The 25,143-nt window shown below is 72.1% G+C and carries 21 protein-coding genes; 10 read left to right on the forward strand and 11 right to left on the reverse strand.

Annotation, left to right across the window (positions count from 1 at the left end; all coding sequences use genetic code 11):
- The first annotated feature begins 13 nt into the window (after positions 1-13).
- Positions 14-1,213, forward strand: coding sequence for a PucR family transcriptional regulator (locus tag BAY60_RS09480; protein WP_170160338.1), 1,200 nt, complete (start codon positions 14-16; stop codon positions 1,211-1,213).
- 275 nt (positions 1,214-1,488) lie between these two features.
- Here BAY60_RS09480 and BAY60_RS09485 read toward each other — a convergent pair whose 3' ends face one another.
- The 4 genes from BAY60_RS09485 to BAY60_RS09500 all read right to left on the reverse strand — a co-directional run bounded on the left by BAY60_RS09485 (position 1,489) and on the right by BAY60_RS09500 (position 5,507).
- Positions 1,489-2,298 (reverse strand): purine-nucleoside phosphorylase, encoded by an 810-nt coding sequence (locus tag BAY60_RS09485; RefSeq protein WP_112280361.1) that lies wholly within the window; start codon positions 2,296-2,298, stop codon positions 1,489-1,491.
- A complete protein-coding gene (locus BAY60_RS09490; protein WP_112280362.1) occupies positions 2,267-2,731 on the reverse strand; it encodes an ABA4-like family protein in 465 nt (154 codons plus the stop codon). The genes BAY60_RS09485 and BAY60_RS09490 overlap by 32 nt, the downstream gene beginning before the upstream one ends.
- Positions 2,728-3,693, reverse strand: a complete 966-nt coding sequence (locus BAY60_RS09495; RefSeq protein ID WP_112280363.1) for a hypothetical protein — start codon at positions 3,691-3,693, stop codon at positions 2,728-2,730. The genes BAY60_RS09490 and BAY60_RS09495 overlap by 4 nt, the downstream gene beginning before the upstream one ends.
- A gap of 104 nt (positions 3,694-3,797) precedes the next feature.
- Positions 3,798-5,507, reverse strand: a complete 1,710-nt coding sequence (locus BAY60_RS09500) for a serine/threonine-protein kinase (protein WP_112280364.1) — start codon at positions 5,505-5,507, stop codon at positions 3,798-3,800.
- 117 nt (positions 5,508-5,624) lie between these two features.
- Here BAY60_RS09500 and BAY60_RS09505 point away from each other — a divergent pair, with 117 nt between their 5' ends.
- From BAY60_RS09505 to BAY60_RS09530, 6 genes are all read left to right on the forward strand, one after another.
- Positions 5,625-7,469, forward strand: coding sequence for a methylmalonyl-CoA mutase family protein (locus tag BAY60_RS09505; RefSeq protein ID WP_112280365.1), 1,845 nt, complete (start codon positions 5,625-5,627; stop codon positions 7,467-7,469).
- A complete protein-coding gene (gene scpA, locus BAY60_RS09510) occupies positions 7,466-9,640 on the forward strand; it encodes a methylmalonyl-CoA mutase (RefSeq protein ID WP_112280366.1) in 2,175 nt (724 codons plus the stop codon). The genes BAY60_RS09505 and scpA overlap by 4 nt, the downstream gene beginning before the upstream one ends.
- Positions 9,641-9,642: 2 nt before the next feature.
- Positions 9,643-10,653, forward strand: coding sequence for a methylmalonyl Co-A mutase-associated GTPase MeaB (gene meaB, locus BAY60_RS09515; RefSeq protein ID WP_112280367.1), 1,011 nt, complete (start codon positions 9,643-9,645; stop codon positions 10,651-10,653).
- 58 nt (positions 10,654-10,711) lie between these two features.
- Positions 10,712-10,969 (forward strand): hypothetical protein, encoded by a 258-nt coding sequence (locus BAY60_RS09520; protein WP_342769764.1) that lies wholly within the window; start codon positions 10,712-10,714, stop codon positions 10,967-10,969.
- A gap of 225 nt (positions 10,970-11,194) precedes the next feature.
- The gene (locus tag BAY60_RS09525) at positions 11,195-12,487 is read left to right on the forward strand and encodes a M20 family metallopeptidase (protein WP_112280369.1); all 1,293 of its coding nucleotides are present in this window, start codon (positions 11,195-11,197) and stop codon (positions 12,485-12,487) included.
- A 172-nt stretch (positions 12,488-12,659) separates the two neighbouring features.
- A complete protein-coding gene (locus BAY60_RS09530; RefSeq protein ID WP_112280370.1) occupies positions 12,660-13,559 on the forward strand; it encodes an endonuclease domain-containing protein in 900 nt (299 codons plus the stop codon).
- Positions 13,560-13,656: 97 nt separating this feature from the next.
- On the opposite strand, the gene BAY60_RS09535 is transcribed toward BAY60_RS09530, so the two are convergent.
- Positions 13,657-14,109 (reverse strand): gamma-glutamylcyclotransferase, encoded by a 453-nt coding sequence (locus BAY60_RS09535; RefSeq protein ID WP_112280831.1) that lies wholly within the window; start codon positions 14,107-14,109, stop codon positions 13,657-13,659.
- A 100-nt stretch (positions 14,110-14,209) separates the two neighbouring features.
- On the opposite strand from BAY60_RS09535, the gene BAY60_RS09540 reads away from it, so the two are divergent.
- Positions 14,210-15,616, forward strand: coding sequence for an NAD(P)H-quinone dehydrogenase (locus BAY60_RS09540; protein WP_112280371.1), 1,407 nt, complete (start codon positions 14,210-14,212; stop codon positions 15,614-15,616).
- Between the two features lie 96 nt (positions 15,617-15,712).
- Positions 15,713-16,495 (forward strand): VOC family protein, encoded by a 783-nt coding sequence (locus BAY60_RS09545; protein WP_112280832.1) that lies wholly within the window; start codon positions 15,713-15,715, stop codon positions 16,493-16,495.
- Positions 16,496-16,591: 96 nt separating this feature from the next.
- On the opposite strand, the gene glpK is transcribed toward BAY60_RS09545, so the two are convergent.
- Both glpK and BAY60_RS09555 read right to left on the reverse strand, forming a co-directional pair.
- Positions 16,592-18,103 (reverse strand): glycerol kinase GlpK, encoded by a 1,512-nt coding sequence (gene glpK / locus BAY60_RS09550; protein ID WP_112280372.1) that lies wholly within the window; start codon positions 18,101-18,103, stop codon positions 16,592-16,594.
- Between the two features lie 12 nt (positions 18,104-18,115).
- Positions 18,116-18,865 (reverse strand): MIP/aquaporin family protein, encoded by a 750-nt coding sequence (locus BAY60_RS09555; protein ID WP_112280373.1) that lies wholly within the window; start codon positions 18,863-18,865, stop codon positions 18,116-18,118.
- Between the two features lie 243 nt (positions 18,866-19,108).
- Here BAY60_RS09555 and BAY60_RS09560 point away from each other — a divergent pair, with 243 nt between their 5' ends.
- The gene (locus tag BAY60_RS09560) at positions 19,109-20,821 is read left to right on the forward strand and encodes a glycerol-3-phosphate dehydrogenase/oxidase (protein ID WP_245992430.1); all 1,713 of its coding nucleotides are present in this window, start codon (positions 19,109-19,111) and stop codon (positions 20,819-20,821) included.
- On the opposite strand, the gene BAY60_RS09565 is transcribed toward BAY60_RS09560, so the two are convergent.
- The 4 genes from BAY60_RS09565 to BAY60_RS09580 form a co-directional block, all read right to left on the reverse strand.
- The gene (locus tag BAY60_RS09565; RefSeq protein ID WP_112280375.1) at positions 20,802-22,262 is read right to left on the reverse strand and encodes a class I adenylate-forming enzyme family protein; all 1,461 of its coding nucleotides are present in this window, start codon (positions 22,260-22,262) and stop codon (positions 20,802-20,804) included. The two genes, BAY60_RS09560 and BAY60_RS09565, sit on opposite strands and share 20 nt — an antisense overlap.
- The gene (locus BAY60_RS09570) at positions 22,259-22,786 is read right to left on the reverse strand and encodes a GNAT family N-acetyltransferase (RefSeq protein ID WP_112280376.1); all 528 of its coding nucleotides are present in this window, start codon (positions 22,784-22,786) and stop codon (positions 22,259-22,261) included. Before BAY60_RS09570 ends, BAY60_RS09565 begins: the two co-directional genes overlap by 4 nt.
- Before the next feature lie 10 nt (positions 22,787-22,796).
- A complete protein-coding gene (locus BAY60_RS09575; RefSeq protein ID WP_112280377.1) occupies positions 22,797-23,246 on the reverse strand; it encodes a DUF1707 SHOCT-like domain-containing protein in 450 nt (149 codons plus the stop codon).
- Positions 23,247-23,330: 84 nt separating this feature from the next.
- The gene (locus tag BAY60_RS09580) at positions 23,331-25,109 is read right to left on the reverse strand and encodes an acetyl/propionyl/methylcrotonyl-CoA carboxylase subunit alpha (RefSeq protein ID WP_112280378.1); all 1,779 of its coding nucleotides are present in this window, start codon (positions 25,107-25,109) and stop codon (positions 23,331-23,333) included.
- Positions 25,110-25,143: the final 34 nt, after the last annotated feature.

A 25,143-nucleotide genomic window follows, 5' to 3' on the forward strand; every position in this document is an offset into this window, starting at 1 on the left:
AGGGTTAACCCGAATGCAGCATGACGTCTCGATCGACGAGTCCACCAGGGCGCAGCTGATCGAGCTGGCCCCGGCCATGCGGGCGAGGGCGGGCGAAGTTGCACAGCTCATCCTGCAGCGGATCCAGAGCACGATCCCCGCCTATGCGCGCCCGCTCGAGGGCACCTTCGGCGAGGCCATCGTCGGCGGCGTCGAGCAGGGGGTGCTGGAGTTCGTCGACCGGCTCGTCGATCCGGGCAGCACCGGCACCGGCACGGCCGAGCTGTTCCGGCTCCTCGGCAGGTACGAGGTCATCGAGGGTCGCGGTATCGACGTGCTGCACGCGGCCTACCGCATCGGCGCCCGCGTCGGCTGGCAGGCGCTCAGCGAGTTCGGCCAGCGCAGCGGGCTGCCGGTGAGTGCCATGTGTGAGCTGGCGGGCGCGCTGTTCGCCTACATCGACGAGCTGTCCTCGCTGTCCCACGAGGGCTACACCGCCGCGCAGGCGCGCGCCGCGGGTGCGCTGGAGCGGCGGCGCAAGCGCTTGCTCGACCGCATGCTCGGTGACCCGGCGCCCGCGCACGGCGAACTCGGCGCGCTGGCCGACGCGGCGAGGTGGCCGCTGCCCGAGCAGGTCGTCGTCGTGGTGCTCGATCCGCCGGGCGGCCAGCACCCTTCGCCCACGCCGGAGCTCGACGCCGACGTGCTCGTCGACCTGGAGAGCGACCAGCCGTGCCTGGTCGTGCCCGCCGGCCGGGGCCGGACGGAGGAGCTGGGGCGTGCGCTGGCCGGGTGGCGCGCGGTGACCGGACCCGCCGTCGACGTCGCCGACGCGCGGCACTCGCTGCGGTGGGCCCGCGGCGTCGCCGCGCTCGTCCGCGACGGCGTCCTGCCGGGCAGGCCACTGACCGACGGTGCCGAGCACCTCGTCGCCCTGTGGCTGCTCAGCGACGCCGCCCTGGCCGCCCGGCTCGCCCGGCAGGCGACCGAACCGCTCTCCGCCGTCGCGGTGAAACAGCGCGAGCGGCTCGCCGAGACGCTGTCCGCGTGGCTGGAGACGCGGGGCGGCGCTCCCGAGATCGCCGCGCAACTCGGCGTGCACCCGCAGACGGTGCGGTACCGGCTGCATCAGCTGGAGGACCTCTACGGCGAGCGTCTCCACGACCCGGACACGCGGTTCGCGCTCACCGCCGCGTTGCGCGTCCGGCGGCTGCTGTCCCGCCGGACGGAGTAGGGACACGCATTTCCGTGCGCATTTGTCACGGGCGTTTTGTCAGGCTCGTGACAAGTTCGCTGACAGTCAGCGGAAAACGTCGTCGAAGCACACTATCGGGCTATTGTTGACTGCATGGCAATACGCCAAATTGGCTGTGCCGCAAGGAAACTCGGTGTCACGCTACCGCGCGGCGACGAATCTCGGATTGTTGAAAGGGAAAATCCATGACGAGTCGGGAAATCGCGGACGTGCCCATCACCACGAGCCAGGCATCCACCGGAAAGTGACGAGCGTCACGCTCGCTGCACGAGTTCGCGCAACAGCCCGCCCATCCGCTCGGCCGCGGCCTTGCCCGCCGCGATGACCTCCTCGTGGCTCAGCGGCTCGCCGGTGATCCCCGCGGCGAGGTTGGTCACGAGCGACAGCCCGAACACCTCCACCCCGGCGGCCCTGGCCGCGATCGCCTCCAGCACGGTCGACATGCCCACGAGGTCGGCGCCGAGGGTGCGCAGCATCCGGATCTCGGCGGGCGTCTCGAAGTGCGGGCCGGGCAGCCCCGCGTAGACGCCCTCCTCCAGGGTCGGGTCGATCTGCCTGGCCACCGCACGCAGCCGCGCCGAGTACAGGTCGACGAGGTCGACGAAGTTCGCACCCGTGATCGGCGAGGTCGCGGTCATGTTGAGGTGGTCCGACACCAGCACCGGCTGGCCGACCTCGAAACCGTCGCGCAGGCCGCCCGCGGCGTTGGTGAGCAGCACCGACGACACCCCGGCCTCGGCGGCCGTGCGCACGGCGTGCACGACCCGCGCCACGCCCTTGCCCTCGTACAGGTGCGTGCGGCCCAGCAGCACCAGCACGCGCTTGTCGCCGACCACCACCGACCGGGCCGTGCTGCCGTGGCCCACCGCGCTGGGCGTCTCGAACCCGGGCAGCTCGCCCAGCGGCACCTCGGTCTCCGGCTCGCCGATGACGTCGGCGGCAGGGCGCCAGCCCGATCCGAGCACCACGGCGATGTCGTGCCGCGCGGCGCCGGTCCGTTCGGCGAGCACCGACGCGGCCACGGCGGCGAGCTCACGGGGCTGCGTGTCGATCGTGTCGTTCACGGGCGCCCAGCCTACGGGGTGTGGCACTGGCGGCGCGCACGAGCAGGTAGGCCAGCAGCCCGAACGGCGACAGCAGGATCGTGAGCACCAGGATCGGAGCCAGCAGCGCGTGGTGGACACCCCGCTCGCGGGCGTCGCGGTAGATCCACCGGCCGACGAACAGGTCGAAGGCGATGAGGTGTGCCCAGATGGCCGCCGCGCCTGCCGGGCTGCCGAGAAACGCCTGGAGCGCACCGAGATCCGGCCTGCTGACCACCCGCCACAGCTCGCCGAACCCGGCGGCGGCGAGCACGGCGTAGCAGGCCAGGGGCGGGGCGATGATCCACGGCGAGCCGATGAGGCGCCGGGTCCAGGACCAGCCGGGCGCGAGGATCATCAGCGCCCAGAACGGGGCGGCGAGCCAGAACGTGAGGTCGAACAGTGCGCCGGTCACGTCGTGCTCCCGGCGAGCTCGCGGTCCGGCGCGGGCGCCGCGCGCACGGCGCCGACCGCTCCGAGCACCACCGCCGCCGTGAGGGCACCGGCTGCCGCCAGCGTCCAGCCGTCGGGCGAGAGCAGCGGCTGGCCGCGAAGCGCCTGCCAGGTGACGAGCCCGACCACGCCCGCGTAGCCGCCCGCCGCGACCAGCACCAGCCTCGTCCGCACGCCGTCGTGGCGCAGCGCAGCGGCCCGCGTGGCGAGGCGGCTCAGCAGCAGCGCGAACAGCGGCACGAACTGCAGGGCGTGCATGCCGACGAAGTGCGGGATGCGCAGGTCACCGCCGGTGGTGCTCCAGCCGGTGATCGGCAGGCCGGGCCCGCCGTCGGCGACGCCCACGCTGTGCGCGCCGATGATGCCGTCGAACGTGCCGCGCTCCATCGAGTCGAGCTGGTCGCTGGTCGGGCTGGTCATCAGCGCTCCGAGCGCGAGACCGGCGAGGGAGATCAGCGCACCGAGCCGGATGGCCCAGCGGGCAGCGGGGTCGGCGATGGGGGTGCGCAGCAGCAGCACGGTGAGCACCAGGGTCGCGGTCCACAGCGCCGCGATGGAGAACGCCATGATCGAGAACAGCGTGGCGTTCAGCGGTGTCGAGTAGTTGAAATGGCTGGTCGTGCCGCGCACCACCTGCACGACGATGATGACGTACTCGATGGTGAGCAGCAGCACGATCACGGTGGACACGTGGTCGGCGAGGCGCCGCCTCGGCAGCAGCGCCGTCAGCCACGCCCAGGTCACGCAGTAGATCGCGATCGAGACGGCGAACTTGAACGGCTTGAGCCAGATGGGAGCCCCCAGCAGCACCCGGTCGTCGACGACGAGCCCGCCGAGTGACACGACGGCCATGACGCCCATGAACCCCGCGAGCACAAGCATCGGCCGGTGCCAGGTGGCGGCCTGGCGCAGCGGTGCGGACATCGGTGCCCTCCATTCATGGATACCTCTACTCCCCATAATGGAAAGCTATACTATCCATGCGTGGAACGCCAGTGGCCTGCGCCGAACACCAGGGCGGCGAGGGCTCAGTCGGTCATCTGAAACGTCGGCACGATGCGGTCGAACAGCCTGCTGCGGCCGAGTTGCTCCTGCTCGATCGGCACGGTGACACCGACGACCCACAGGCTGCTGCCGCTGAGGAACACCTCGGCCACCGTGGCCCTGGTGATCGCCCGCTCGCCCTCGCCACGCTCGGCCGTGCGGTAGCTCACCAGCCTGCCTTTCCTGCCGTCCCGCAGCGGATCCGACTGCACCAGGGTGAAGTCACCGGTGGGCCAGTTACCGCTCAGCACGTCGACGTAGTCGTCGACGGTGAGCACGGGGGCGTAGTTGGCGAACCGCTCCACCCCGAGCACCTGGGTGCCATCGGCCGACACGAACTGCACGAGCGTGCTGGTGGGCAGCCTGCCCTCGGGCTGCTGGGTGATGAACCGGGTCCAGCTCTCGGGCACCCGCACCGAGAACAACCCGCCCTTGGCGCCCCGCAGGTTGGTCGCGTCGCCCTCCCTGGCCACCAGGTGCTGCCGTTGCGCGGGCGCCGCGGTCGCGGCGGGTTCCGGCTCGTCCGGCGGGCCCAGCGACTGGCCTGCCAGCGCCCGGGTCAACGCGAACCCGCCGGCGGCCGCCAGCAGGAACAGCAGCACCGTGGCCACCACCAGCGCCACCGTCCGCGGCACGTTCCGGCCGCCCGTGGGGGCGGCCGCAGCGGGGGCCTGTGCGTCGAGCGCGAACGGCAGTGGCCCGGGCTCGGCGGCCAGCGCGCCCTGCTCGGCCGGAACGTCGCTCTGCTCGGGCGGCTGCCTTGGCACGGCGGGCAGCTGCGGGATCACCCGCGTGACGCTCGCCTCGGGTCCCGCGGCGACGCCGTCCCGCTCCCGGAACAGCTCCGGCCCGAACACCGGCTGCCCCTGCTTCGGCAGCAGCGGATACACCCGGCGCCGCACCTCGGACAGCGACATCCGCGCCGAGGGCTCCTTGGCCATCAGCCCCCGCACCACCGGGGCGAGCGGGCCCGGAGACGGCGCGGGCACCTCGCCGTGCACCACCCGGGTCACCGTCTCGAGCGGATCGCCGTCGGCGTCGTAGGGCGGGCGGCCCTCGGTCGCCGCGAACAGCGTCGCGCCCAGGCCCCACAGGTCGGCCGCGTAGGTGACCGCTCCGCCGGAGGCCACCTCCGGCGCGATGAACGCGGGCGAGCCCAGCATCATCCCCGTGTGCGTCATCGTCACCTCGGAGACGTTGCGCGCGATGCCGAAGTCGGTGAGCTTGATCCGGCCGTCGCCCGCCACCAGGACGTTGCCCGGCTTGACGTCGCGGTGGGTGATGCCGGCCGCGTGGGCGGCCTCCAGCGCCGAGGCGACGGCGTGGGCCACCATGACCGCCTGCGGCACCGTCAGCCGCCTGCCTCCCCGCAGCAGCGCCGCGAGGCTGCGCGCGGGCAGCAGCTCCATCACCACGTACGGGTCGCCGTTCTCGCGGACCACGTCGTGCAGCACGATCACGCTCGGGTGCGACAGCACCGCGATCGCCCGCGCCTCCCGCAGCGTCCGCTCGCGCAGCTCGTCGGCCTTGGCCGCCGACACGCCGGGCGGAAGGCGCACCTCCTTCACCGCGACCTGGCGGTGCAGGAACTCGTCGTAGGCCGACCAGACCGTGCCCATCGCGCCGGAGCCCAGCACGGACCGCAGCCGGTACCGTCCGGCCACGAGACGCGACTCATCGGTGGGAGCGGGCACGCGCCTATTGTGTCGAACTCCTCTCTCCCGCGGATGCCCCCTGACCTTGTTACCGGTGGGTCGGTGGCGATCAGCCTCACACCTGTCCCTCTTGCGCTGCCCCTACCATCGATGCTTATGACCGAAGTGGCTGGGGCACGCGGTGACGCACCCGCCGAGCTGTCGCTCGCGGCCGAGTTCGACCGGCCCGCCCGCGCCGACTGGGAACGACTGGTGAACCGGGTGCTCGACAAGAGCGGCGGCACGGTCGACGACCTGGTCAGCACCACCTACGACGGCATCGCGATCCAGCCGCTGTACGCCGCGGACGATCCCGCGCCGCCCGCCGGATTCCCCGGCCTGCCGCCGTTCGTGCGCGGCGCGCGGCCCGAGGGCCACGTCGGCACCGGCTGGGACGTCCGGGTGCTGCACACCGGCCCCGACCCGGCCGCGACCAACGCCGCCGTCCTCGCCGACCTGGAGGGCGGCGCCACCTCGGTGTGGCTGCGCACCGGCGAGGGCGCCCTGCCCGTGCCTGCACTCGCCGACGCGCTCGGCGGCGTCCACGTCGACCTGGCCCCGGTGGTGCTCGAACCCGGCGAGGACTACGAGGCGGCCGCCGAGGCGTTTCTCGGCCTGCTCGCCGAGCGCGACGTGCCCGCGGGCGAGGCGAGCGGAAACCTGGGCGCCGACCCGGTGGGCCTGCTCGCGCGCACCGGCCGCGCGCACGGCACGGACGTCGCCGCCGCGCTCGCGGCCCGGGTCGCCGAGCGGTACCCGCGGCTGCGCACCCTCGTGGTCGACGCGCTGCCGTTCCACGAGGCCGGCGGTTCGGACAGCCAGGAACTCGGTGCCGCGATCGCCACCGGTGTCGCCTACCTGCGCGCGCTCACCGAGGCCGGGCTGAGCGTCGAGACAGCCGCCCGGCAGCTCGAGTTCCGCCTCGCGGCCAGCGCCGACCAGTTCCTGACCATCGCCAAGCTGCGCGCCGCGCGCAGGCTGTGGGCGCGGGTGCTGGAGGTGTCCGGCGCACCCGGAGTCCCGCTGTGCCAGCACGCCGTCAGCTCGCCCGCGATGTACACCCGCCGCGACCCGTGGGTGAACCTGCTGCGTGGCACGCTGGCCTGCTTCGCGGCCGGAGTCGGCGGCGCCGACGCGGTGACCGTGCTGCCGTTCGACGTTGCACTCGGCCTTCCCGACGCCTTCTCCCGCCGCATCGCCCGCAACACGCAGGCGATCCTGCTGGAGGAGTCCAGGCTCTCCGGCGTCATCGACCCGGCGGGCGGGTCCTGGTACGTGGAGAACCTGACCGATCGGCTCGCGCACGCCGCCTGGGCGGAGTTCACCGGCATCGAGCGGGCAGGCGGCATCGAGGCGCAGCTGCGTTCCGGGGAGCTGGCGGGCAGGCTGGCCGCCACCTGGCAGGCCCGCTCGCGGCGCATCGCCACCCGCGAGGACCCCATCACCGGCGTCAGCGAGTTCCCCGATCTGGACGAGAAACCCGTCGAGCGGCCACCCGCGCCGTCCCCTGTGGACGGCGGCGGGCTGCCGCGCGTGCGCTACGCACAGGCGTACGAGCAGCTGCGCGACCGCTCCGACGCCCACCTCGCCCGGCACGGCGCGCGCCCGACGGTGTTCCTCGCGACGCTCGGACCGCTGGCCGCGCACACCGGCCGCGCCACGTTCGCCGCCAACCTGCTGCAGGCCGGCGGCATCGAGCCGGTCAACCCCGGGGCCACCGACGACGTCGTCGCGGCCTTCGCCGCCAGCGGTGCCACCGTGGCCTGCCTGTGCGGCAGCGACGCCGCCTACGCCGAGCAGGCCGCGGACGTGGCCGCGCGGCTGCGCGAGGCGGGCGCCACCCGGGTGCTGCTCGCGGGCAAACCGGGCGAGTACCCCGGCGTGGACGCCGTCGTCCACATCGGATGCGACGCCCTCGCGGTGCTGACCGCCACCCTGGACGAGCTGGGAGTCCGACCATGAGCATCCCCGACTTCACCGGCGTCGAACTGGGCACGCCCGAGCCGGGCGGAAGGCAGCAGTGGGCCGACGCGCTGCAGGCCAGCACCGGCAAGGGTGCCGACGCGCTCGTCTGGGAGACACCGGAGAGCATCGGCGTCAAGCCGCTCTACACCGCCGACGACCTGTCCGGTGTGGACTTCCTGGACACCTACCCTGGCATCGCGCCGTTCCTGCGCGGGCCATATCCCACGATGTACGTCAACCAGCCGTGGACGATCCGGCAGTACGCCGGGTTCTCCACCGCCGAGGAGTCCAACGCCTTCTACCGGCGCAACCTCGCCGCCGGGCAGAAGGGCCTCTCGGTGGCGTTCGACCTCGCCACCCACCGCGGCTACGACTCCGACCACCCGCGGGTCTCCGGCGACGTCGGCATGGCGGGCGTGGCCATCGACTCCATCTACGACATGCGCCAGCTCTTCGACGGCATCCCGCTGGACAAGATGAGCGTGTCGATGACCATGAACGGCGCGGTGCTGCCGGTGATGGCGCTCTACGTCGTCGCCGCCGAGGAGCAGGGCGTCAAGCCCGAGGAGCTCACGGGGACCATCCAGAACGACATCCTCAAGGAGTTCATGGTCCGCAACACCTACATCTACCCGCCGGGTCCGTCGATGCGGATCATCTCCGACATCTTCGCCTACACGTCGGAGCGCATGCCGCGGTTCAACTCGATCTCCATCTCCGGCTACCACATGCAGGAGGCGGGGGCCACCGCCGACCTGGAGCTGGCGTACACGCTGGCCGACGGCGTCGAGTACATCCGCGCCGGGCTCGACGCGGGGCTTGAGGTCGACGCGTTCGCGCCGCGGCTGTCGTTCTTCTGGGCGATCGGCATGAACTTCTTCATGGAGGTCGCCAAGCTGCGCGCGGCCCGGCTGCTGTGGGCCAAGCTGGTCAAGCAGTTCTCGCCCGCCAACACCAAGTCGCTGTCGCTGCGCACGCACAGCCAGACGTCCGGCTGGTCGCTGACCGCGCAGGACGTGTTCAACAACGTCGTGCGCACGTGCGTGGAGGCCATGGCCGCCACCCAGGGGCACACGCAGTCGCTGCACACCAACGCGCTCGACGAGGCGCTCGCGCTGCCCACCGACTTCTCCGCCCGCATCGCCCGCAACACCCAGCTGCTGCTGCAGCAGGAGTCCGGCACGACGCGGGTCATCGACCCGTGGGGCGGCAGCGCGTTCGTCGAGCGGCTCACCTACGACCTGGCGCGCAGGGCGTGGGCGCACATCAGCGAGGTCGAGTCGGCGGGCGGCATGGCCAGGGCCATCGACGCGGGCATCCCGAAGCTGCGGATCGAGGAGGCCGCGGCGCGCACCCAGGCACGCATCGACTCGGGCAGGCAGCCGGTGATCGGCGTCAACAAGTACCGGGTGGAGGCCGAGGAGCAGATCGACGTGCTCAAGGTCGACAACGCCGGCGTGCGGGCGCAGCAGCTGGAGAAGCTGCGCAGGCTGCGCGAGGAGCGCGACCCGCGCGCCGTGGAGGACACCCTGGGCAGGCTCACCGCCGCGGCGGCGGAGTCCTCGGGGGAGAACCTGCTGGCGCTGGCGATCGACGCCGCGCGCGCCAAGGCGACCGTCGGCGAGATCTCCGAGGCCCTGGAGAAGGTGTGGGGGCGCCACGCCGGGCAGATTCGTACGATCTCCGGGGTGTACCGCGACGAGGCAGGCAGGTCCGAGAACGTGCAGGCGGCCAGGGAGCGCGTCGAGCGGTTCGCCGAGGCCGAGGGCCGCAGGCCGCGCATCCTCGTCGCCAAGATGGGCCAGGACGGCCACGACCGGGGGCAGAAGGTGATCGCCACGGCGTTCGCCGACCTCGGCTTCGACGTCGACGTGGGCCCGCTGTTCTCCACCCCGGCCGAGGTGGCACGGCAGGCGGTCGAGGCGGACGTGCACGTCGTGGGCGTGTCGTCGCTGGCCGCGGGACACCTGTCGCTGGTGCCCGCACTGCGCGCCGAGCTGGCCGAGCTCGGCCGCGACGACATCATGATCGTGTGCGGCGGGGTCATCCCGCCGCGGGACTACGCCGAGCTGCGCGAGGCGGGAGCCGCGGCGATCTTCGGGCCGGGCACTGTGATCGCCGACGCCGCCATCGACCTGCTCGACCAGCTCGACGCGGCACAGTCGTAGGCATGCCGCGCCCGATCGACCGTCTCGACGCCGCCGCCTACGCCAAGGGTGTGCTCGCAGGCGACCGCGGGGTGCTCTCCCGCGCGATCACGCTCGTGGAGTCCAGCAGGCCCGAGCACAGGACGCGCGCCCAGGAACTGCTCGTGGAGCTGCTGCCGCACGCGGGCGGCTCCGCGCGGGTCGGCATCACCGGCGTGCCGGGTGTCGGCAAGTCGACATTCATCGACCGGCTCGGGACCGAGCTGACCGGATCCGGGCACCGGGTCGCCGTGCTCGCGGTCGACCCGTCGTCCACGCGCACCGGTGGCAGCATCCTCGGTGACAAGACCCGCATGGCGAAGCTCGCCGTCGACCCCGCCGCGTTCATCCGGCCCTCGCCGACCTCCGGCACGCTCGGCGGCGTGGCCAGGGCCACGCGCGAGACGATCGTGCTGATGGAGGCCGCGGGCTACGACGTGGTGCTGGTGGAGACGGTCGGGGTGGGCCAGTCCGAGGTGGCGGTGGCCAACATGGTCGACTGCTTCCTGTTCCTGACCCTGGCACGCACCGGCGACCAGCTCCAGGGCATCAAGAAGGGCGTGCTGGAGCTGGCCGACGTCATCGCCGTCAACAAGGCCGACGGCGAGCACGAGCGGGAGGCGCGCAAGGCCGCGCGGGAGCTGTCCGGGGCGCTGCGGATGATCTACGGCCCCGACGCGGCGTGGACGCCGCCGGTGCTGACCTGCAGTGCGCTGACCGGTGCGGGCCTCGACACGGTGTGGCAGCAGATCGGCAGGCACCGCGAGACGCTGGAGGCCGCCGGTGAGCTGGCCGCGAAGCGGAGCAGGCAGCAGGTGGACTGGACGTGGTCGATGGTGCGCGAGCAGCTGCTGGACCGGCTCGCCGCGCATCCGGACGTGCGGGCCATCGTGCCGGAGGTGGAAAACGACGTGCGTGAGGGCAGGCTCACCGCCACGCTCGCCGCTGAGCGCATTCTGCGGGCGTTCGGCGGCGACGCGCCGGGTGGTGGCTGACGGGGAGCCGGTGACAGGGCACACTGGCCACGTGCGTGTGTTTGCCGTCCAGGTAGGTGTGTTGGCCGTTCTCGTCGGCCTGCTGGCCATCGGCGTCGGCGTACCGGCCGCCCACGCGGCCGCCGAGCCGCCCGCCGCGGCCGCGCAGCAGCTCCACCACGCCCAGGAAGAGGGGCCGACGCTCGACCCGCAGACCGAGGCCGACGAGCGCAACACCAAGAACAAGCTGATCGTCGGTGGCGCCGCCGCGGTGCTGCTCGGCATCGTCGTGTGGGGACGGCACGTGCGGAACAAGAAGCGCAAGGCCAAGAAGTAGCCGACCGCTGAACCCGCCCGCGGCCGCTGTTCGTCGAACAGTGAAGCCGAACTCTCTGTAGCCGCTCGCCGCAAACCGGCTACCGTCTGTCTCGTCAATAGGACATCTGGGTCTCCTCATCACCTGTTTGGTGCAAACTTGAGGGGCAGTGCATACGGCAACGATTTCCCGGCAAGAGACAGGGCTGGATGTGCAGTCTCTGCCGGGCTCGCGCGGAGGTGTGGCGTGACGGTTCTCGACTCGCGACCCGAGGTTCCCGGGGAGCCCAACGGCTCCCCAGTGACCGGCTCCGACGACGCCGTACTCAGTGAGACCGGTGTGACCATGGCATCCGTGCCCGACCTCGGTGCGGGTCGCGGCCCGTTCTGGCTCGACGAATGGCTCAGCGCGCACGCCACGGACGTGGTGGCCTGGCGGCGGCACATCCACGCCCACCCGGAGCTGGCACGCCGCGAGTACGGCACCACCGAGCTCGTGGCGAAGCTGCTCCGCTCCGCCGGCCTGCGGCCGTGGGTGCTGCCCGGCGGCACCGGCGTGGTCTGCGACATCGGCAGCGGCTCCACGTGCGTGGCGCTGCGGGCTGACATGGACGCCCTGCCGCTGACCGAGGCGACCGGCCTGCCGTACGCCTCGACGGTCGACGGCGTCGCGCACGCCTGCGGCCACGACCTGCACACGACGGTGCTGCTCGCCACCGGGCTGGCGATGGCCGCGGCTCCCCAGTTGCCAGGGCGGGTGCGGCTGATCTTCCAGCCCGCCGAGGAGGTCATGCCCGGCGGTGCGCTGGACGCGATCGCCGCGGGTGCGCTCGACGGCGTGGACCGGATCTTCGGCCTGCACGCCGACCCACGGCTGCCCGTCGGCAAGGTCGGCACGCGGATCGGCCCGCTGACCTCGGCCGCCGACCTCGTGGAGCTGCGGCTGACCTCGCCGGGCGGGCACACCTCGCGGCCGCATTTGACGGCCGACCTGGTGCACGCGCTCGGCACGGTGATCACCTCCCTGCCCGCGCTGCTGTCGCGGCGGGTCGACCCGCGTTCGGGCACGGTGCTCGTGTGGGGTGCGGTGCACGCGGGTGAGGCGCCGAACGCGGTGCCGCAGGACGGCGTGCTGCGGGGCACCCTGCGCACCGCCGACCACGAGACGTGGACCCAGCTGGAGCCGCTCGTCGCGTCGTCGGTGCAGTCGCTGCTCGCGCCCACCGGCGTCGGGTACGACCTCGACTACCGGCGTGGCGTGCCGCCCGTGGTGAGCGAGAAGGAGAGCACGGTGCTCATGCGCGCGGGCGTCGAGGCGGCGCTCGGCGACGAGGCGCTGACCGGCACGGAGCAGTCGTCAGGTGGCGAGGACTTCGGCTGGTACCTGGAGCACGTGCCGGGTGCGTTCGCGCGGCTCGGCGTGTGGTCCGGCGAGGGAGCTATGCGTGACCTGCACCAGCCGACCTTCGAACTGGACGAGCGGGCCCTGCTGACGGGCGTCCGGGTGATGGTCCACGCGGCCCTCGCCGCCCTGGCCTGACCCGCGAGTCCTGCGCTCAGGCCCGCGAGTCCTGCGCTCAGGCCCGCGAGTTCTGCAGTCGGCGAAGAGCAGGCCGTGCCCAGCCCATGGGTGGTTATCCACAGGACCCGAAGTTATCCACAATTTGTGGATGGTTTCGGCGAGCGGTTCTCGAATCGTGGACCGTGGACGCATGGCGATCATGCCCGAGGGTCTGCACGGAGCCCATCTGCGTGCCGAGCTGGCCGAGTACGTCGGCGCGTCCGTCCTGCGCACGTTGGTGCGTGAGGGTCGATTGGTGTCCTTCTCCCGGTCGGTCGTCGTGGACGCGCGCCGGGCGGCCGACTTCCCGACACGAGCGGCCGCAGGCCTGCTCCACGTCGGCCCGCACGCGGTTCTGACCGGCCCGAGCGCGCTTGCACTGCACGGCTGCACTGCCGCGGGCACCGGTGCCGTGCACATGGTCGTGCCGTACGAGTGCAAGGCGCGCCGGCGGCCGGGGCTTGTCCTGCACCACGGCCGCTACGACGACCAGGATGTGCTGGACATCGCCGGGCTCCGAACGCTGGCACTGGACGTCGCCCTCGCGGAGGCGTTGAGCCGGGATACCCGCCGAACCGGGTTGGCCTGCGCCGATCAAGCCCTTCGGCTGGTGTCCGAGGAGGAGCGCGCGGAGTTCGGGGCATGGGTCGAGGAACGTATCCGGACCAGGCCCGACCCCCGTGGGCGTCGGCAGGCGCGATCGGTGCTGGCGCTGGCCACCGGGCTGGCGGAGTCACCCGCGGAGAGCTGGATGTTGCTGGCGCTCGTCGACGGCGGGCTACCGCTGCCCGAGCAGCAGTACCCGATCACGGACCTGTCCGGGAGAGAGCTCTACCGGCTCGACTTCGCGTGGTCCGGTGTCCGCGTCGCCGTCGAGTACGACGGCTACGAGGCACATGAGGCGAAACAGGAGGCCGATGCGGCACGGGACGCCGATCTGCGTCGGCGCGGCTGGATGGTGATCAGGGCGACGGCGAGCGATCTGGCCAACCCGTGGCGGGTGATCAGCGAGGTCCAAGCGGCCTTCCGGCGACGCGGGCTCGCCGCTTAGTCAGCTCGGCACTCACGAACGCAGAACTCGCGGGCCTGAGCGCAGGACTCGCGGGCCTGAGCGCAGGACTCGCGGGCCTGAGCGCAGGACTCGCGGGTTAGGGGCCGATGCCTTTGCAGGGGCGGGTGCGCAGGGCGTCGACGTAGTCGGCGGGAGCGCCCGCGGCCTCGGCCGCATCGGCGAGCACCCCCAGATAGCGTGCGGAGGGAAGGCCGCCCTCGTAGGCGTCGAGCACGTACAGCCACGCCAGGACGGACCCCTCCATGGTCTGGACCCGCAGGCGGATCTTGTTGTGCAGTCCGAGCTCGCCGCCCTCCCACTGGTCGAGCCGTTCCTCGTCGTAGGGGGTGACGTCGTAGAGCACCACGAACACCCGCGACGAGCGGTCCTCGACGATCGTGGCGAGGGCGCCCTCCCAGCTCAGGTCCTCGCCGCCGAACGTCAGCCGCCAGCCTTCGAGCCACCCGGTACCCGCCATCGGCGAGTGCGGGGCCCGCTCCATCATCTGGGAGGGTTCCATGTTGGACCCGTACGCGGCATACAAGGGCACGGGCACAGCCTAACGGCCACCCGCTCACCCGAAAGGACGCACTCCGCGTGTCCCCGCCTAGAGTGGGCGCGGGAAGCCACGACGAGGAGGACGAGCGAACGTGACCAAGATCGTGATCATGGGCGGCGGACCAGCCGGCTACGAGGCGGCATTGGTCGCGGCCCAGCACGGGGCCGACGTCACCGTGGTCGAGCGGGACGGTCTCGGTGGGGCCTGCGTGCTCTACGACTGCGTGCCGTCCAAGACGTTCATCGCCTCCTCGGGCGCCCGCGCCAGCCTGCACGGCTTCGGCGAGCTCGGCATCGCGACCGACCTCGCCGACACACGCGTCGACCTGCCGACCGTGCACGGCCGCGTGCGCGGGCTCGCGCTCGCCCAGTCGGCCGACATCCGCGCCAGGGTCCAGCGCGAAGGTGTGCGCGTCGTCACCGGCACCGGCCGCTTCTGTGACGCCGAGCCGGGCCTGGCCACGCACCAGATCGCCGTCACCGCCGACCACGGCGAGCAGGTGGAGGTCCTCGACGCCGACGTCGTGCTCATCGCCACCGGCGCCACCCCGCGGGTGCTGCCCGGCGCGGTGCCCGACGGCGACCGCATCCTCGACTGGCGGCACCTGTACGACCTGCCGGAACTGCCGGAGCACCTGGCCGTCATCGGCTCCGGCGTCACGGGCGCCGAGTTCGCCTCCGCCTACACCGAGATGGGCGTCAAGGTCACCGTGGTCTCCAGCCGCGACCGCGTGCTGCCGCACGAGGACGCCGACGCCGCCGCCGTGCTGGAGGAGGTGTTCTCCCAGCGCGGCACCACCGTGGTCAAGCACGCGCGCGCCGACCGCGTCGAGCGCACCGGCAAGGGCGTGCTGATCCACCTCACCGACGGCAGGCAGATCGAGGCCAGCCACGCCCTGATGACGGTCGGCTCCGTGCCCAACACCAACGACATCGGACTGGAACGCGTCGGCATCGAACCGGGCCCCGGCGGTTTCATCACGGTCGACCGGGTGTCGCGCACCAGCGCACCCGGCGTGTACGCCGCGGGCGACTGCACCGGCGTGCTCATGCTCGCCTCGGTCGCCAGCATGCAGGGCCGGATCGCGATGTGGCACGCCCTCGGCGAGGGCGTCGCGCCGATCCGCCTGCGCACGGTCGCGGCCAACGTGTTCACCCACCCGGAGATCGCCACCGTCGGCATCAGCCAGCAGGCCATCGACTCCGGCGAGGTGCCGGCCCGCACGATCATGCTGCCGCTGGCCACCAACGCCCGCGCCAAGATGGAGGGCCTGCGGCAGGGCTTCGTGAAGCTGTTCTGCCGCCCGGCCACCGGCGTTGTCGTGGGCGGCGTGGTGGTGGCGCCGACGGCGAGTGAGCTGATCCTGCCGATCGCGCTGGCCGTGCAGAACCAGCTCACCGTGGAGCACCTGGCGCTGACGTTCTCGGTGTACCCGTCGCTGTCCGGATCGATCACCGAGGCGGGCAGGCAGCTCATGCGCCACGACGATCTGGACTGAAGCCGCTGAAAACCCGGCCTTCGCGCGCGGCTGCTTCTGTCGGTGCCTCGGGTGATGATGGTCACCCGCAGTCGTCTCGACATGAAGGAGCACTCGATGACCATTCGTGACACGCCCTGGCCCGACGGCACGCCCTGCTGGGTCGACCTCATGGTGCCCGATCCCAGGATGGCCATGGACTTCTACGGCGCGTTGCTGGCCTGGGACTTCGCCGACCAGGGCGACGCCTACGGCAACTACCTGCTCTGCTCGGTCGACGGCAGACAGGTGGCGGGCATCGGCGGGATCCCGCCGGACCAGCAGGGCATGCCCGCCGCGTGGACGACCTACCTCGCCACCTCGGACGTCGACAAGGCCGCGGCGGCGATCACGGAGAGCGGCGGGCAGATCATGATGCCCGCGATGGACGTCGGCGCGATGGGCCGCATGGCCATCGCCACCGACCCGACGGGTGCGGTGTTCGGCCTCTGGCAGGCCGGGGAGCATCACGGCGTCGAGCTGGCCAACACGGTGAGCGCGCTGACGTGGAACGAGTGCATCACCCGTGACGTCGAGCGGGCGAAGACCTTCTACGGCGAGGTGTTCGGCTACGAGTTCGACGACATGTCCGGCGGCGGCTTCACCTACCTGACGCTGAAGGTCGGCGGCAACGTCGTCGGTGGGCTCGGCGAGCTGAACGCCGAGGCTCCGGCCGACGTGCCCGCGCACTGGTCGGCGTACTTCCAGGTTGCCGACACCGACGCCGCCGTGGCCCGTGCGCAGGAGCTGGGCGGTTCGCTGGTGCGCCCCGCGCAGGACTCGCCCTTCGGCCGCCTCGCGACCGTCACCGACAACCAGGGCGCCCACCTCGTCCTGATCGCCGTCCCCGACACGGCCTGACACAGACGGGAGCAAGGGACCTTTACTACCGCGAAACGAGAGTAAAGGTCCCTTGCTCACGGTCTGGGGGCGTGGTGAGGGGCCCCGGGGGCGTGGTCAGTCGGTTTCGACCCAGTCGAAGGTCTTGGTGACGGCCTTCTTCCAGTTGTGGTACTCGCGGGCCCTGCGGTCGGGGTCCATCTGCGGGTCCCACTGCTTGTCCTTGGCCCAGTTGGAGCGGATGTCCTCCTCGCCCTGCCAGAAGCCCACGGCGAGACCCGCGGCGTAGGCGGCGCCGAGCGCGGTGGTCTCGTTGACCACCGGACGGATCACCGACACGCCGAGGATGTCGGCCTGGAACTGCATGAGCAGGTCGTTGACCACCATGCCGCCGTCCGCTTTGAGCGACTTCAGCGGCACGCCCGAGTCGGCGTTCATCGCGTCGATCACCTCGCGGGTCTGGAAGGCCGTCGCCTCCAGCACCGCGCGGGCGAGGTGTCCTTTGTTGACGTAGCGGGTCAGGCCGACGATGGCGCCGCGCGCGTCGGAACGCCAGTACGGCGCGAACAGCCCCGAGAAGGCGGGCACGAAGTACGCGCCGCCGTTGTCCTCCACGGTCCGCGCGTGTTCCTCGATCTCGGCGGCCGTGCTGATCATGTTCAGGTTGTCCCGGAGCCACTGCACCAGCGAGCCGGTGACCGCGATGGCGCCCTCCAGCGCGTACACCGTCTGCTTCGAACCGAGCTTGTAGCACACGGTGGTGAGCAGCCCGTTCTGCGACAGCACCTTCTCGGTGCCCGTGTTCAGCAGCACGAAGTTACCGGTGCCGTAGGTGTTCTTCGCCTCGCCCACCGACAGGCACGCCTGCCCGAACGTCGCCGCCTGCTGGTCGCCCAGGATCCCGGCGATCGGCACGCCGCCGAGCGCGCCCTTCGCGCGGCCCTTGCCGTACTCCTCGGACGACGAGCGGATCTCGGGCAGCATCGACAGCGGGATGCCCATGTCGGCGGCGATGCTCTCGTCCCACGACAGGGTGTCGAGGTCCATGAGCATGGTGCGGGAGGCGTTGGTCGGGTCGGTGACGTGCAGCCCGCCGTCCGGCCCGCCCGTCATGTTCCACAGCACCCAGGTGTCCATGTTGCCGAACAGCAGCTCACCAGCCTCGGCGCGCTGGCGGGCGCCGTCCACATTGTCCAGGATCCACTTGATCTTGGGCCCGGAGAAGTAGGTGGCCAGCGGCAGCCCGGTCTTCTCGCGGTAGCGCTCCTGCCCACCGCCGAGGGCGCCCAGGTCGTTGACGATCCGGTCGGTGCGCGTGTCCTGCCAGACGATCGCGTTGTACACCGGCTTGCCGGTCTTGCGGTCCCACACCAGTGTGGTCTCCCGCTGGTTGGTGATGCCCACCGCGGCGATGTCGGCGGCGGTGATGTCGGCGTTGGCCAGCGCCCCGGCCGCGGTGGCCCTGGTGTTGGCCCAGATCTCCTCCGCGTCGTGCTCCACCCAGCCGGCCTGCGGGAAGATCTGCCTGTGCTCGCGCTGGTCGACGGCGACGACGCTCCCGGAGTGGTCGAAGATCATCGTCCTGGTGGAGGTCGTGCCCTGGTCGATGGCGGCGACATAGGAAGTCATGCGTGCTCCAGTTCAGCTCAGATTGTTCACGGCCAGGTACAGCAGCGCGGCCGCGCTGCCGCCGGCCAGCGGTCCGACCACGGGAACCCAGGAGTACCCCCAGTTGGCGTCTCCCTTGCCGCGGATGGGAAGCAGGAACGCGTAGGCGATGCGCGGACCGAGGTCACGCGCCGGGTTGATGGCGTAGCCGGTCGGCCCGCCGAGCGAGGTGCCGATCACCAGAACGACGAACGACACGCCCGCGTAGCCGAGCGCGGCGTTGCCGAACACGGGCACCCCGTTGGGGCCCGGCTCGGCGGCGGGCGTCAGCAGGATCCAGGCGACGAGGACGAAGGTGCCGATGAACTCGGTCACGAGGTTCCACGCCTTGTGGGGGATTTGCGGACCGGTCGAGAAGATGCCGAGGGTGTTCTCCGGCTCGGGGTGGTTGTCGAACTGCAGTTTGTACGTCAGCCAGCACAGCACCGCGCCGAGCACACCGCCGACCATCTGGCCCGCGAAGTAGATCGGCACGTCCGCCCAGTCCATCTGGCCGGAAACCGCCACGCCGATGGTCACGGCGGGGTTGATGTGCGCTCCGGTCGGGTTCGCGATGCTGGCGCCGGTGAACACCGCGAACGCCCAGCCGATCGTGATGAACAGGAAGCCGGCGCCGTTGCCCAGCGTGTTCCTCAACACGTGGTTGGCGACGACCGCCGTACCCAGTAGCACGAGCACCGAGGTGCCCAACATCTCCCAGACGAATATCGCTCCGGCACTCATGGCTCCGCCCTCCACACTGGACACCGTTTGCGCAGGGCAGCCCGGCCCGCGGTAGGCGCCGTTGCCGACCCACAGGACCCGCACGCTACTCGCCTGCGAGTGATCTCTCCAAGCTCCGAGTGTCGCAATCTCGCGGCCGGGTGACATGCGGACGCGCCGAGACGTGCCATGCTGGAGACGTGCGCCCGACCCCGTGGCGAGGAGGAATACGTGACCGCGCATCGTGAACGCGACCTGCCGGGCGTGGCCTCGGCGCGCCTGGGCCCCGAGCACCGCGAGAAGTCGTGGGAACGCCTCGGCCAGGACAGCTTCGACCTCGTGGTCATCGGCGGCGGCATCGTCGGCGCAGGGACGGCCCTCGACGCCGCGACCCGCGGCCTGCGCGTCGCCCTGGTGGAGGCCCGTGACCTGGCCTCCGGCACGTCGAGCCGGTCGAGCAAGCTCTTCCACGGCGGGCTGCGTTACCTCGAACAGCTGGAGTTCGGCCTGGTCCGGGAGGCGCTACGGGAGCGGGAGCTGATGCTCACCCGGCTCGCGCCGCACCTGGTGAAGCCGGTGAGCTTCCTCTACCCGCTCACCCGCCGGGTGTGGGAGCGCCCGTACACCGCGGCGGGCCTGCTGCTGTACGACACGATGGGCGGCGCCCGCTCGGTACCGGGGCAGAAGCACCTGACCAAGGCCGGCGCGCTGCGCATGGTGCCCGCGCTCAAGCGCGACGCGCTCATCGGCGGCATCCGCTACTACGACGCCCAGGCCGACGACGCCCGGCACACCATGACCGTGGCGCGAACGGCGGCCCACTACGGCGCCGTGGTGCGCACGTCCACCCAGGTGGTCGAGTTCCTGCGCGAGGCCGACCGCGTTTCGGGCGTGCGCGTCCGCGACGTGGAGGACGGCAGGGAGACAGAGGTCCAGGCCAGTGCCGTGATCAACTGCACGGGCGTGTGGACGGACGAGCTGCAGCGGCTCTCCGGCAGCAGGGGCCGGTTCCGGGTGCGCGCCAGCAAGGGCGTGCACATCGTGGTGCCCCGCGACCGGATCGTCTCCGAGACCGGGCTGATCCTGCGCACGGAGAAGTCGGTGCTGTTCGTGATCCCGTGGCGCAACCACTGGATCGTCGGCACCACCGACACCGACTGGAACCTCGACCTGGCGCACCCCTCGGCCACCAAACACGACATCGACTACATCCTCGACCACGTCAACGCGGTGCTGGCGACGCCGCTCACGCACAGCGACATCGAGGGCGTCTACGCGGGGCTGCGCCCGCTGCTGGCGGGGGAGAGCGAGGAGACCTCGAAGCTGTCCCGCGAGCACGCGGTGGCGCGGGTCGCGCCGGGACTGGTGGCGATCGCGGGCGGCAAGTACACCACCTACCGGGTGATGGCCGCCGACGCGGTCGACGCCGCGTCCGTCGACCTGCCCTCGCGCGTGCAGTCGTCCATCACGGACAAGGTGCCGCTGGTGGGCGCCGACGGCTACCACGCGCTCGTCAACCAGGCCGACCAGCTGGCCTCGGCATACGGGCTGCACCCGTACCGTGTGCGGCACCTGCTCGACCGCTACGGCTCGCTGGTCGGCGAGGTGCTGGCCCTGGCCGACGGCAGGCCCGAGCTGCTGCGGCCCATCGAGCACGCACCCGACTACCTGCGGGTGGAGGCCGCCTACGCGGCCCGCTGCGAGGGCGCGCTCCATCTGGAGGACGTGCTGGCCCGGCGCACCCGCATCTCGATCGAGTACCCGCATCGGGGGGTGGACTGCGCCGAGCAGGTCGCCGAGCTGATGGGCGAGGTGCTCGGCTGGTCGGCCGAGCAGACCGCGCAGGAGGTCTCGGTGTACCGGGCGAGGGTGGAGGCCGAGCGCGACTCGCAGACCCAGCCCAGCGACGAGGCCGCCGACGCCCGGCGCTCGGCCGCGCCCGAGGCCAGGGCGCGGCTCACCGAGCCGGTGGGCTGAACCCGGCCCGCAGGGCGGTCGTGTCCACCTTGCCGACGGCCGTGAGCGGCAGGTCGGCGGTGGTCAGCCGCACGTGCGCGGGCACGAAGTGCTCGCCACCGAGGGTGGCGCGGACGTGGTCACGCACGGCGGCGGCGGTCAGCCCCGGTTCCGCGGCGACCACCGCGTGCAGCAGCGCGCCGTCGTCGCCCTCCGCGCCGAACACGGCGGCCTGGCGCACCAGCGGATGGCCCGCCAGCGCGTCCTCGACGGCCGCGCAGTGCACCTTCGTCCCGTGCTCGCCGGTGACGACCACGTCGTCGGCCCTGCCCAGCAGGTACAGGTAGCCGTCGGCGTCGAAGCGGCCGAGGTCACCGGTGCGCAGCCAGCCGTCGCCGGTGAACGCCGCGGCGGTCCGGTCCGGCTGCCGGTGGTAGCCCTCCATGAGCGCCAGCCCGCGCACCAGCACCTCGCCGCAGGACGCACCGTCCCCGTCGCCGTCGTGCCCGCCCTCGACGCGGGCCTGCATGCCGGGCACGATCCGTCCCACCGAGCCGAGCCGCCCCGGGTGCCCCTCGTACTCGGCGGCCGTGATGCTCGCGACCATCGGCGCCTCCGTGAGCCCGTAGCCCTGCCCGACGGCGGGTCCGAACACCTCCAGCGCCTGGCGCAGCCTGCGCTCCGGCAGCGGGCTCGCGCCGAGCGACACGCTGCGCAGGCTGCTCAGGTCGGTGTCCGGCAGCGCGGGGTGGTCGAGCAGCGCGGCGAGCCTCGGTGGCGTCAGCGACAGGTGGGTCACGCGTTCCGTGGCGATGGCATGCAGCACCGTGGCCGCGTCGAAGCCGTCGTGCAGGACCACGGTGTCGCCACGCAGCAGGGCTCCGAGCGCCGCGCAGTTGCCGGTGAGATGCGACAGCGGCGCCACGACGAGCACCCGCCACGGGCCGTCGGCGTCCGGCTGGAAGATGTGCGCCATGCCCTCGTAGATGCCGCGGTGGCTGATCAGCTTCGGCGGGCCCGTGGTGCCGCCGGAGCCGAACACCGTGTGCACCGAGGGCGGCACGTCCACGGTGGTCTCGTCCTCGGCGCCCGGAGCGGACGGCGCGAGGGGGAGCATCCGGTGCGGCCCGGGCGGCGCGGCCTGGCCCGGTTCCACGACCAGCGCGGTGACCCCCGCCGCGCGCAGTACCGCTGCACGGTCGGCGGCGTTCGCCGAGGCGGGCACCAGCAGGACGCTCGCCCCGCGCAGGTGTGCGGCGAGCTGGGCCAGGAGCGTCTCAGGGCGGTTGCTGCCGAGCACCGCCACCGTGTCGCCCGTGCCGACGCCGGCGAGCTTGTGGTGCAGCCGGAGCAGCAACGCCCGCGCCTCGGCGTAGGTGGTGCGGCCGGAGGGTCCGGTGAACGCGGTCGCCGCGCCGCCGTCGGCCAGCACCCGCAGCAGCCGGTGCAGGAAGTGGCTCACGCCGGATCGTCCGCGCCGCGCGTCCAGCGGACGTCGCCGGTCTCCGGAACCGGGCCCGCGAACGTGAAGCCACACCGTTTGGCCACGCCTGCCGAGGCGTGGTTGTCCGGTTCGTGCAGGTAGTCGATGGTGCGCAGGCCCAGCGCGTCGAAGCCGAAGCGCAGCGCCGCGCCCACCGCGGTGGTGGCGACGCCCTGCCCGCGCGCGGCGGGATGGACCCAGACGGCCGTCTCGGCGGTGCCCGCGTCGAAATCGAGCTTCTTCAGCCCGACCTCGCCGAGCAGTGCCCCCGTGACCGGGTGGGCGACGGCCCACGAGCAGCGTTCGCCGCGGGCCCACTCGCCCGCGCGGCGGGCGATGTAGCCGGACGCCGCCGCCGGCGTGTCCACGAGGTAGCCGGGCACGAAGCGGACGTGCGTCGGGTCGGTGAAGGCCTCGACCAGCGCGGGACGGTCGTCCAGCCGGTCGTCGGCGCGCAACTGGCGCAGGTAGTAGGTGCCCGCGTTGATCTCGACCGGTTCCACCGTGCCGATCCTAGAACCGTCGGCGCCGCCGGTCGTGCCGGTTGCCCGCGATGGCGCCCGCGAGCAGCGCGGCGATCGCGGGCAAGGCGAACACGAAGATCATCCCGCGGGCGACGGTGAAGAACAGCAGCACCGCCAGCACCGCCGCGATCGGCACGATGCTGCTCGCCAGCCGCTGCCGCCACGCGGGCGCGGGCGCGGGAGGGGGCGCGGCAGGGGGCACGTAGGGCGTGGCGGGGCGCATGCCGCGGACCGGGGTCAGCATGCCCGGCTTCGGCTCGGGCAGGTCGGCGAACAGCGGCTCCAGGTCGCGCCGGAGCTTGGCCGAGCTGACCTGCGCCGAACGCTCGTCGAACTCCACGAGGTCCAGCCGCCCGGTCCGGACGTGTTCGGACAGCGCGTCCAGCGCCTCCTGCCGCTCAGCGTCGCTGAGCCGGTACTCCGGTCTGTCGACGGCCACGTGTCGATGGTAGGTCCGCCCGCGCGGACGCAGCCACGAAGGCTGAGGCTTTTTCAGTGTCGTTGGCCGACCGTGATGCGGCGGTCAGTCCTTGACCTCCAGCAGCACGGCACCCTGGCTGACCGCCGAGCCCGGCTCCACGGCGAGCCCGGTGACCGTGCCCGCCTTGTGCGCGGTGACCGGGTTCTCCATCTTCATGGCCTCCAGCACCACGAGCAGTTCGCCGGCCTCGACCTGCTGGCCGTCGGCGACCGCGATCTTGACGATCGTGCCCTGCATGGGCGCGGTCACGGCGTCGCCGCTGACGGCGGCCTTGGAACCGCCACCCCGCTTGCGGGGCTTGGCCTTGGCCGCGCCGCCACCACCGTTGCCGCCGCCGAGGGCCAGGTCACCGGGCAGCGACACCTCGAGCCTGCGGCCACCGACCTCCACCACGACGTTCTGACGGGGTTCGGTCTCCTCGGCCGCCTCGGTGGGGGCGACGAACGGCTCGATGGTGTTGTCGAACTCGGTTTCGATCCAGCGGGTGTGCACGGAGAAGCCCGTGCCGTCACCGACGAACGCGGGGTCGCGCAGGATCGTGCGGTGGAACGGCAGCACCGTGGCCAGCCCGTCGGCGACCATCTCGTCCAGCGCCCTGCGGCTGCGTTCGATGGCCTGCTGCCGGTCGGCGCCGGTGACGATCACCTTGGCCAGCATCGAGTCGAACTGGCCGCCGATGACGCTGCCCGTCTCGACACCCGAGTCCACGCGCACGCCGGGCCCCTCGGGGAAGACGAGCCGGGTGACGGTGCCGGGCGCGGGCAGGAAGTTGCGCCCGGCGTCCTCGCCGTTGATGCGGAACTCGATGGAGTGGCCGCGCGGCTGCGGGTCCTCGGTGAACGGCAGCTTCCCGCCCTCGGCGATGCGGAACTGCTCGCGCACGAGGTCGATGCCCGTGGTCTCCTCCGACACCGGGTGCTCGACCTGCAGGCGGGTGTTGACCTCGAGGAACGAGATGGTGCCGTCGACGCCGACGAGGTATTCGACGGTGCCCGCGCCGGAGTAGCCGGCCTCCTTGCAGATGGCCTTGGCCGACGAGTGGATCGTGGCGCGCTGCTCGTCGGTGAGGAACGGCGCCGGGGCCTCCTCGACGAGCTTCTGGTGCCTGCGCTGGAGCGAGCAGTCGCGCGTGCCGACCACCACGACGTTGCCGTGCTTGTCGGCGAGCACCTGCGCCTCGACGTGCCGGGGCCGGTCGAGGTAGCGCTCGACGAAGCACTCGCCGCGCCCGAACGCGGCGACCGCCTCGCGGGTGGCCGACTCGAACAGCTCGGGGATCTCCTCCTTGGTGCGCGCGACCTTCAGCCCGCGGCCACCGCCGCCGAACGCCGCCTTGATGGCCACGGGCAGACCGTGCTCCTCGGCGAAGGCGATGATCTCGTCGGCGTTCTCCACGGGGTCCTTGGTGCCCGGGACCAGCGGGGCGCCCGCCTTGAGTGCCAGGTGCCGCGCGGTGACCTTGTCGCCGAGGTCGCGGATGGCCTGCGGGCTCGGCCCGATCCAGGTCAGGCCCGCGTCCAGCACCGCCTGGGCGAAGTCGGAGTTCTCGGAGAGGAAGCCGTATCCGGGATGGACCGCGTCGGCACCGGAACGGGCCGCGACGTCGAGCAGCTTGTCGAACACCAGGTAGCTCTCGGCCGCGGTGGCCCCGCCGAGCGCGAACGCCTCGTCGGCCATGCGCACGTGCGGCGCGTCGCGGTCGGGATCGGCGTAGACGGCCACACTGGCCAGCCCGGCATCCTTGGCAGCTCTGATCACGCGGACGGCGATCTCGCCCCGGTTGGCGACGAGGACCTTCGTGATGCTGGCCCGCTCAGGCACGCTTACCTCCCTGTTTAGCCGCTCTCCGGGGAGT

Origin of the sequence: Prauserella muralis (assembly GCF_003202285.1) — a bacterium.
GTDB classification, from domain to species: domain Bacteria; phylum Actinomycetota; class Actinomycetes; order Mycobacteriales; family Pseudonocardiaceae; genus Prauserella_B; species Prauserella_B muralis.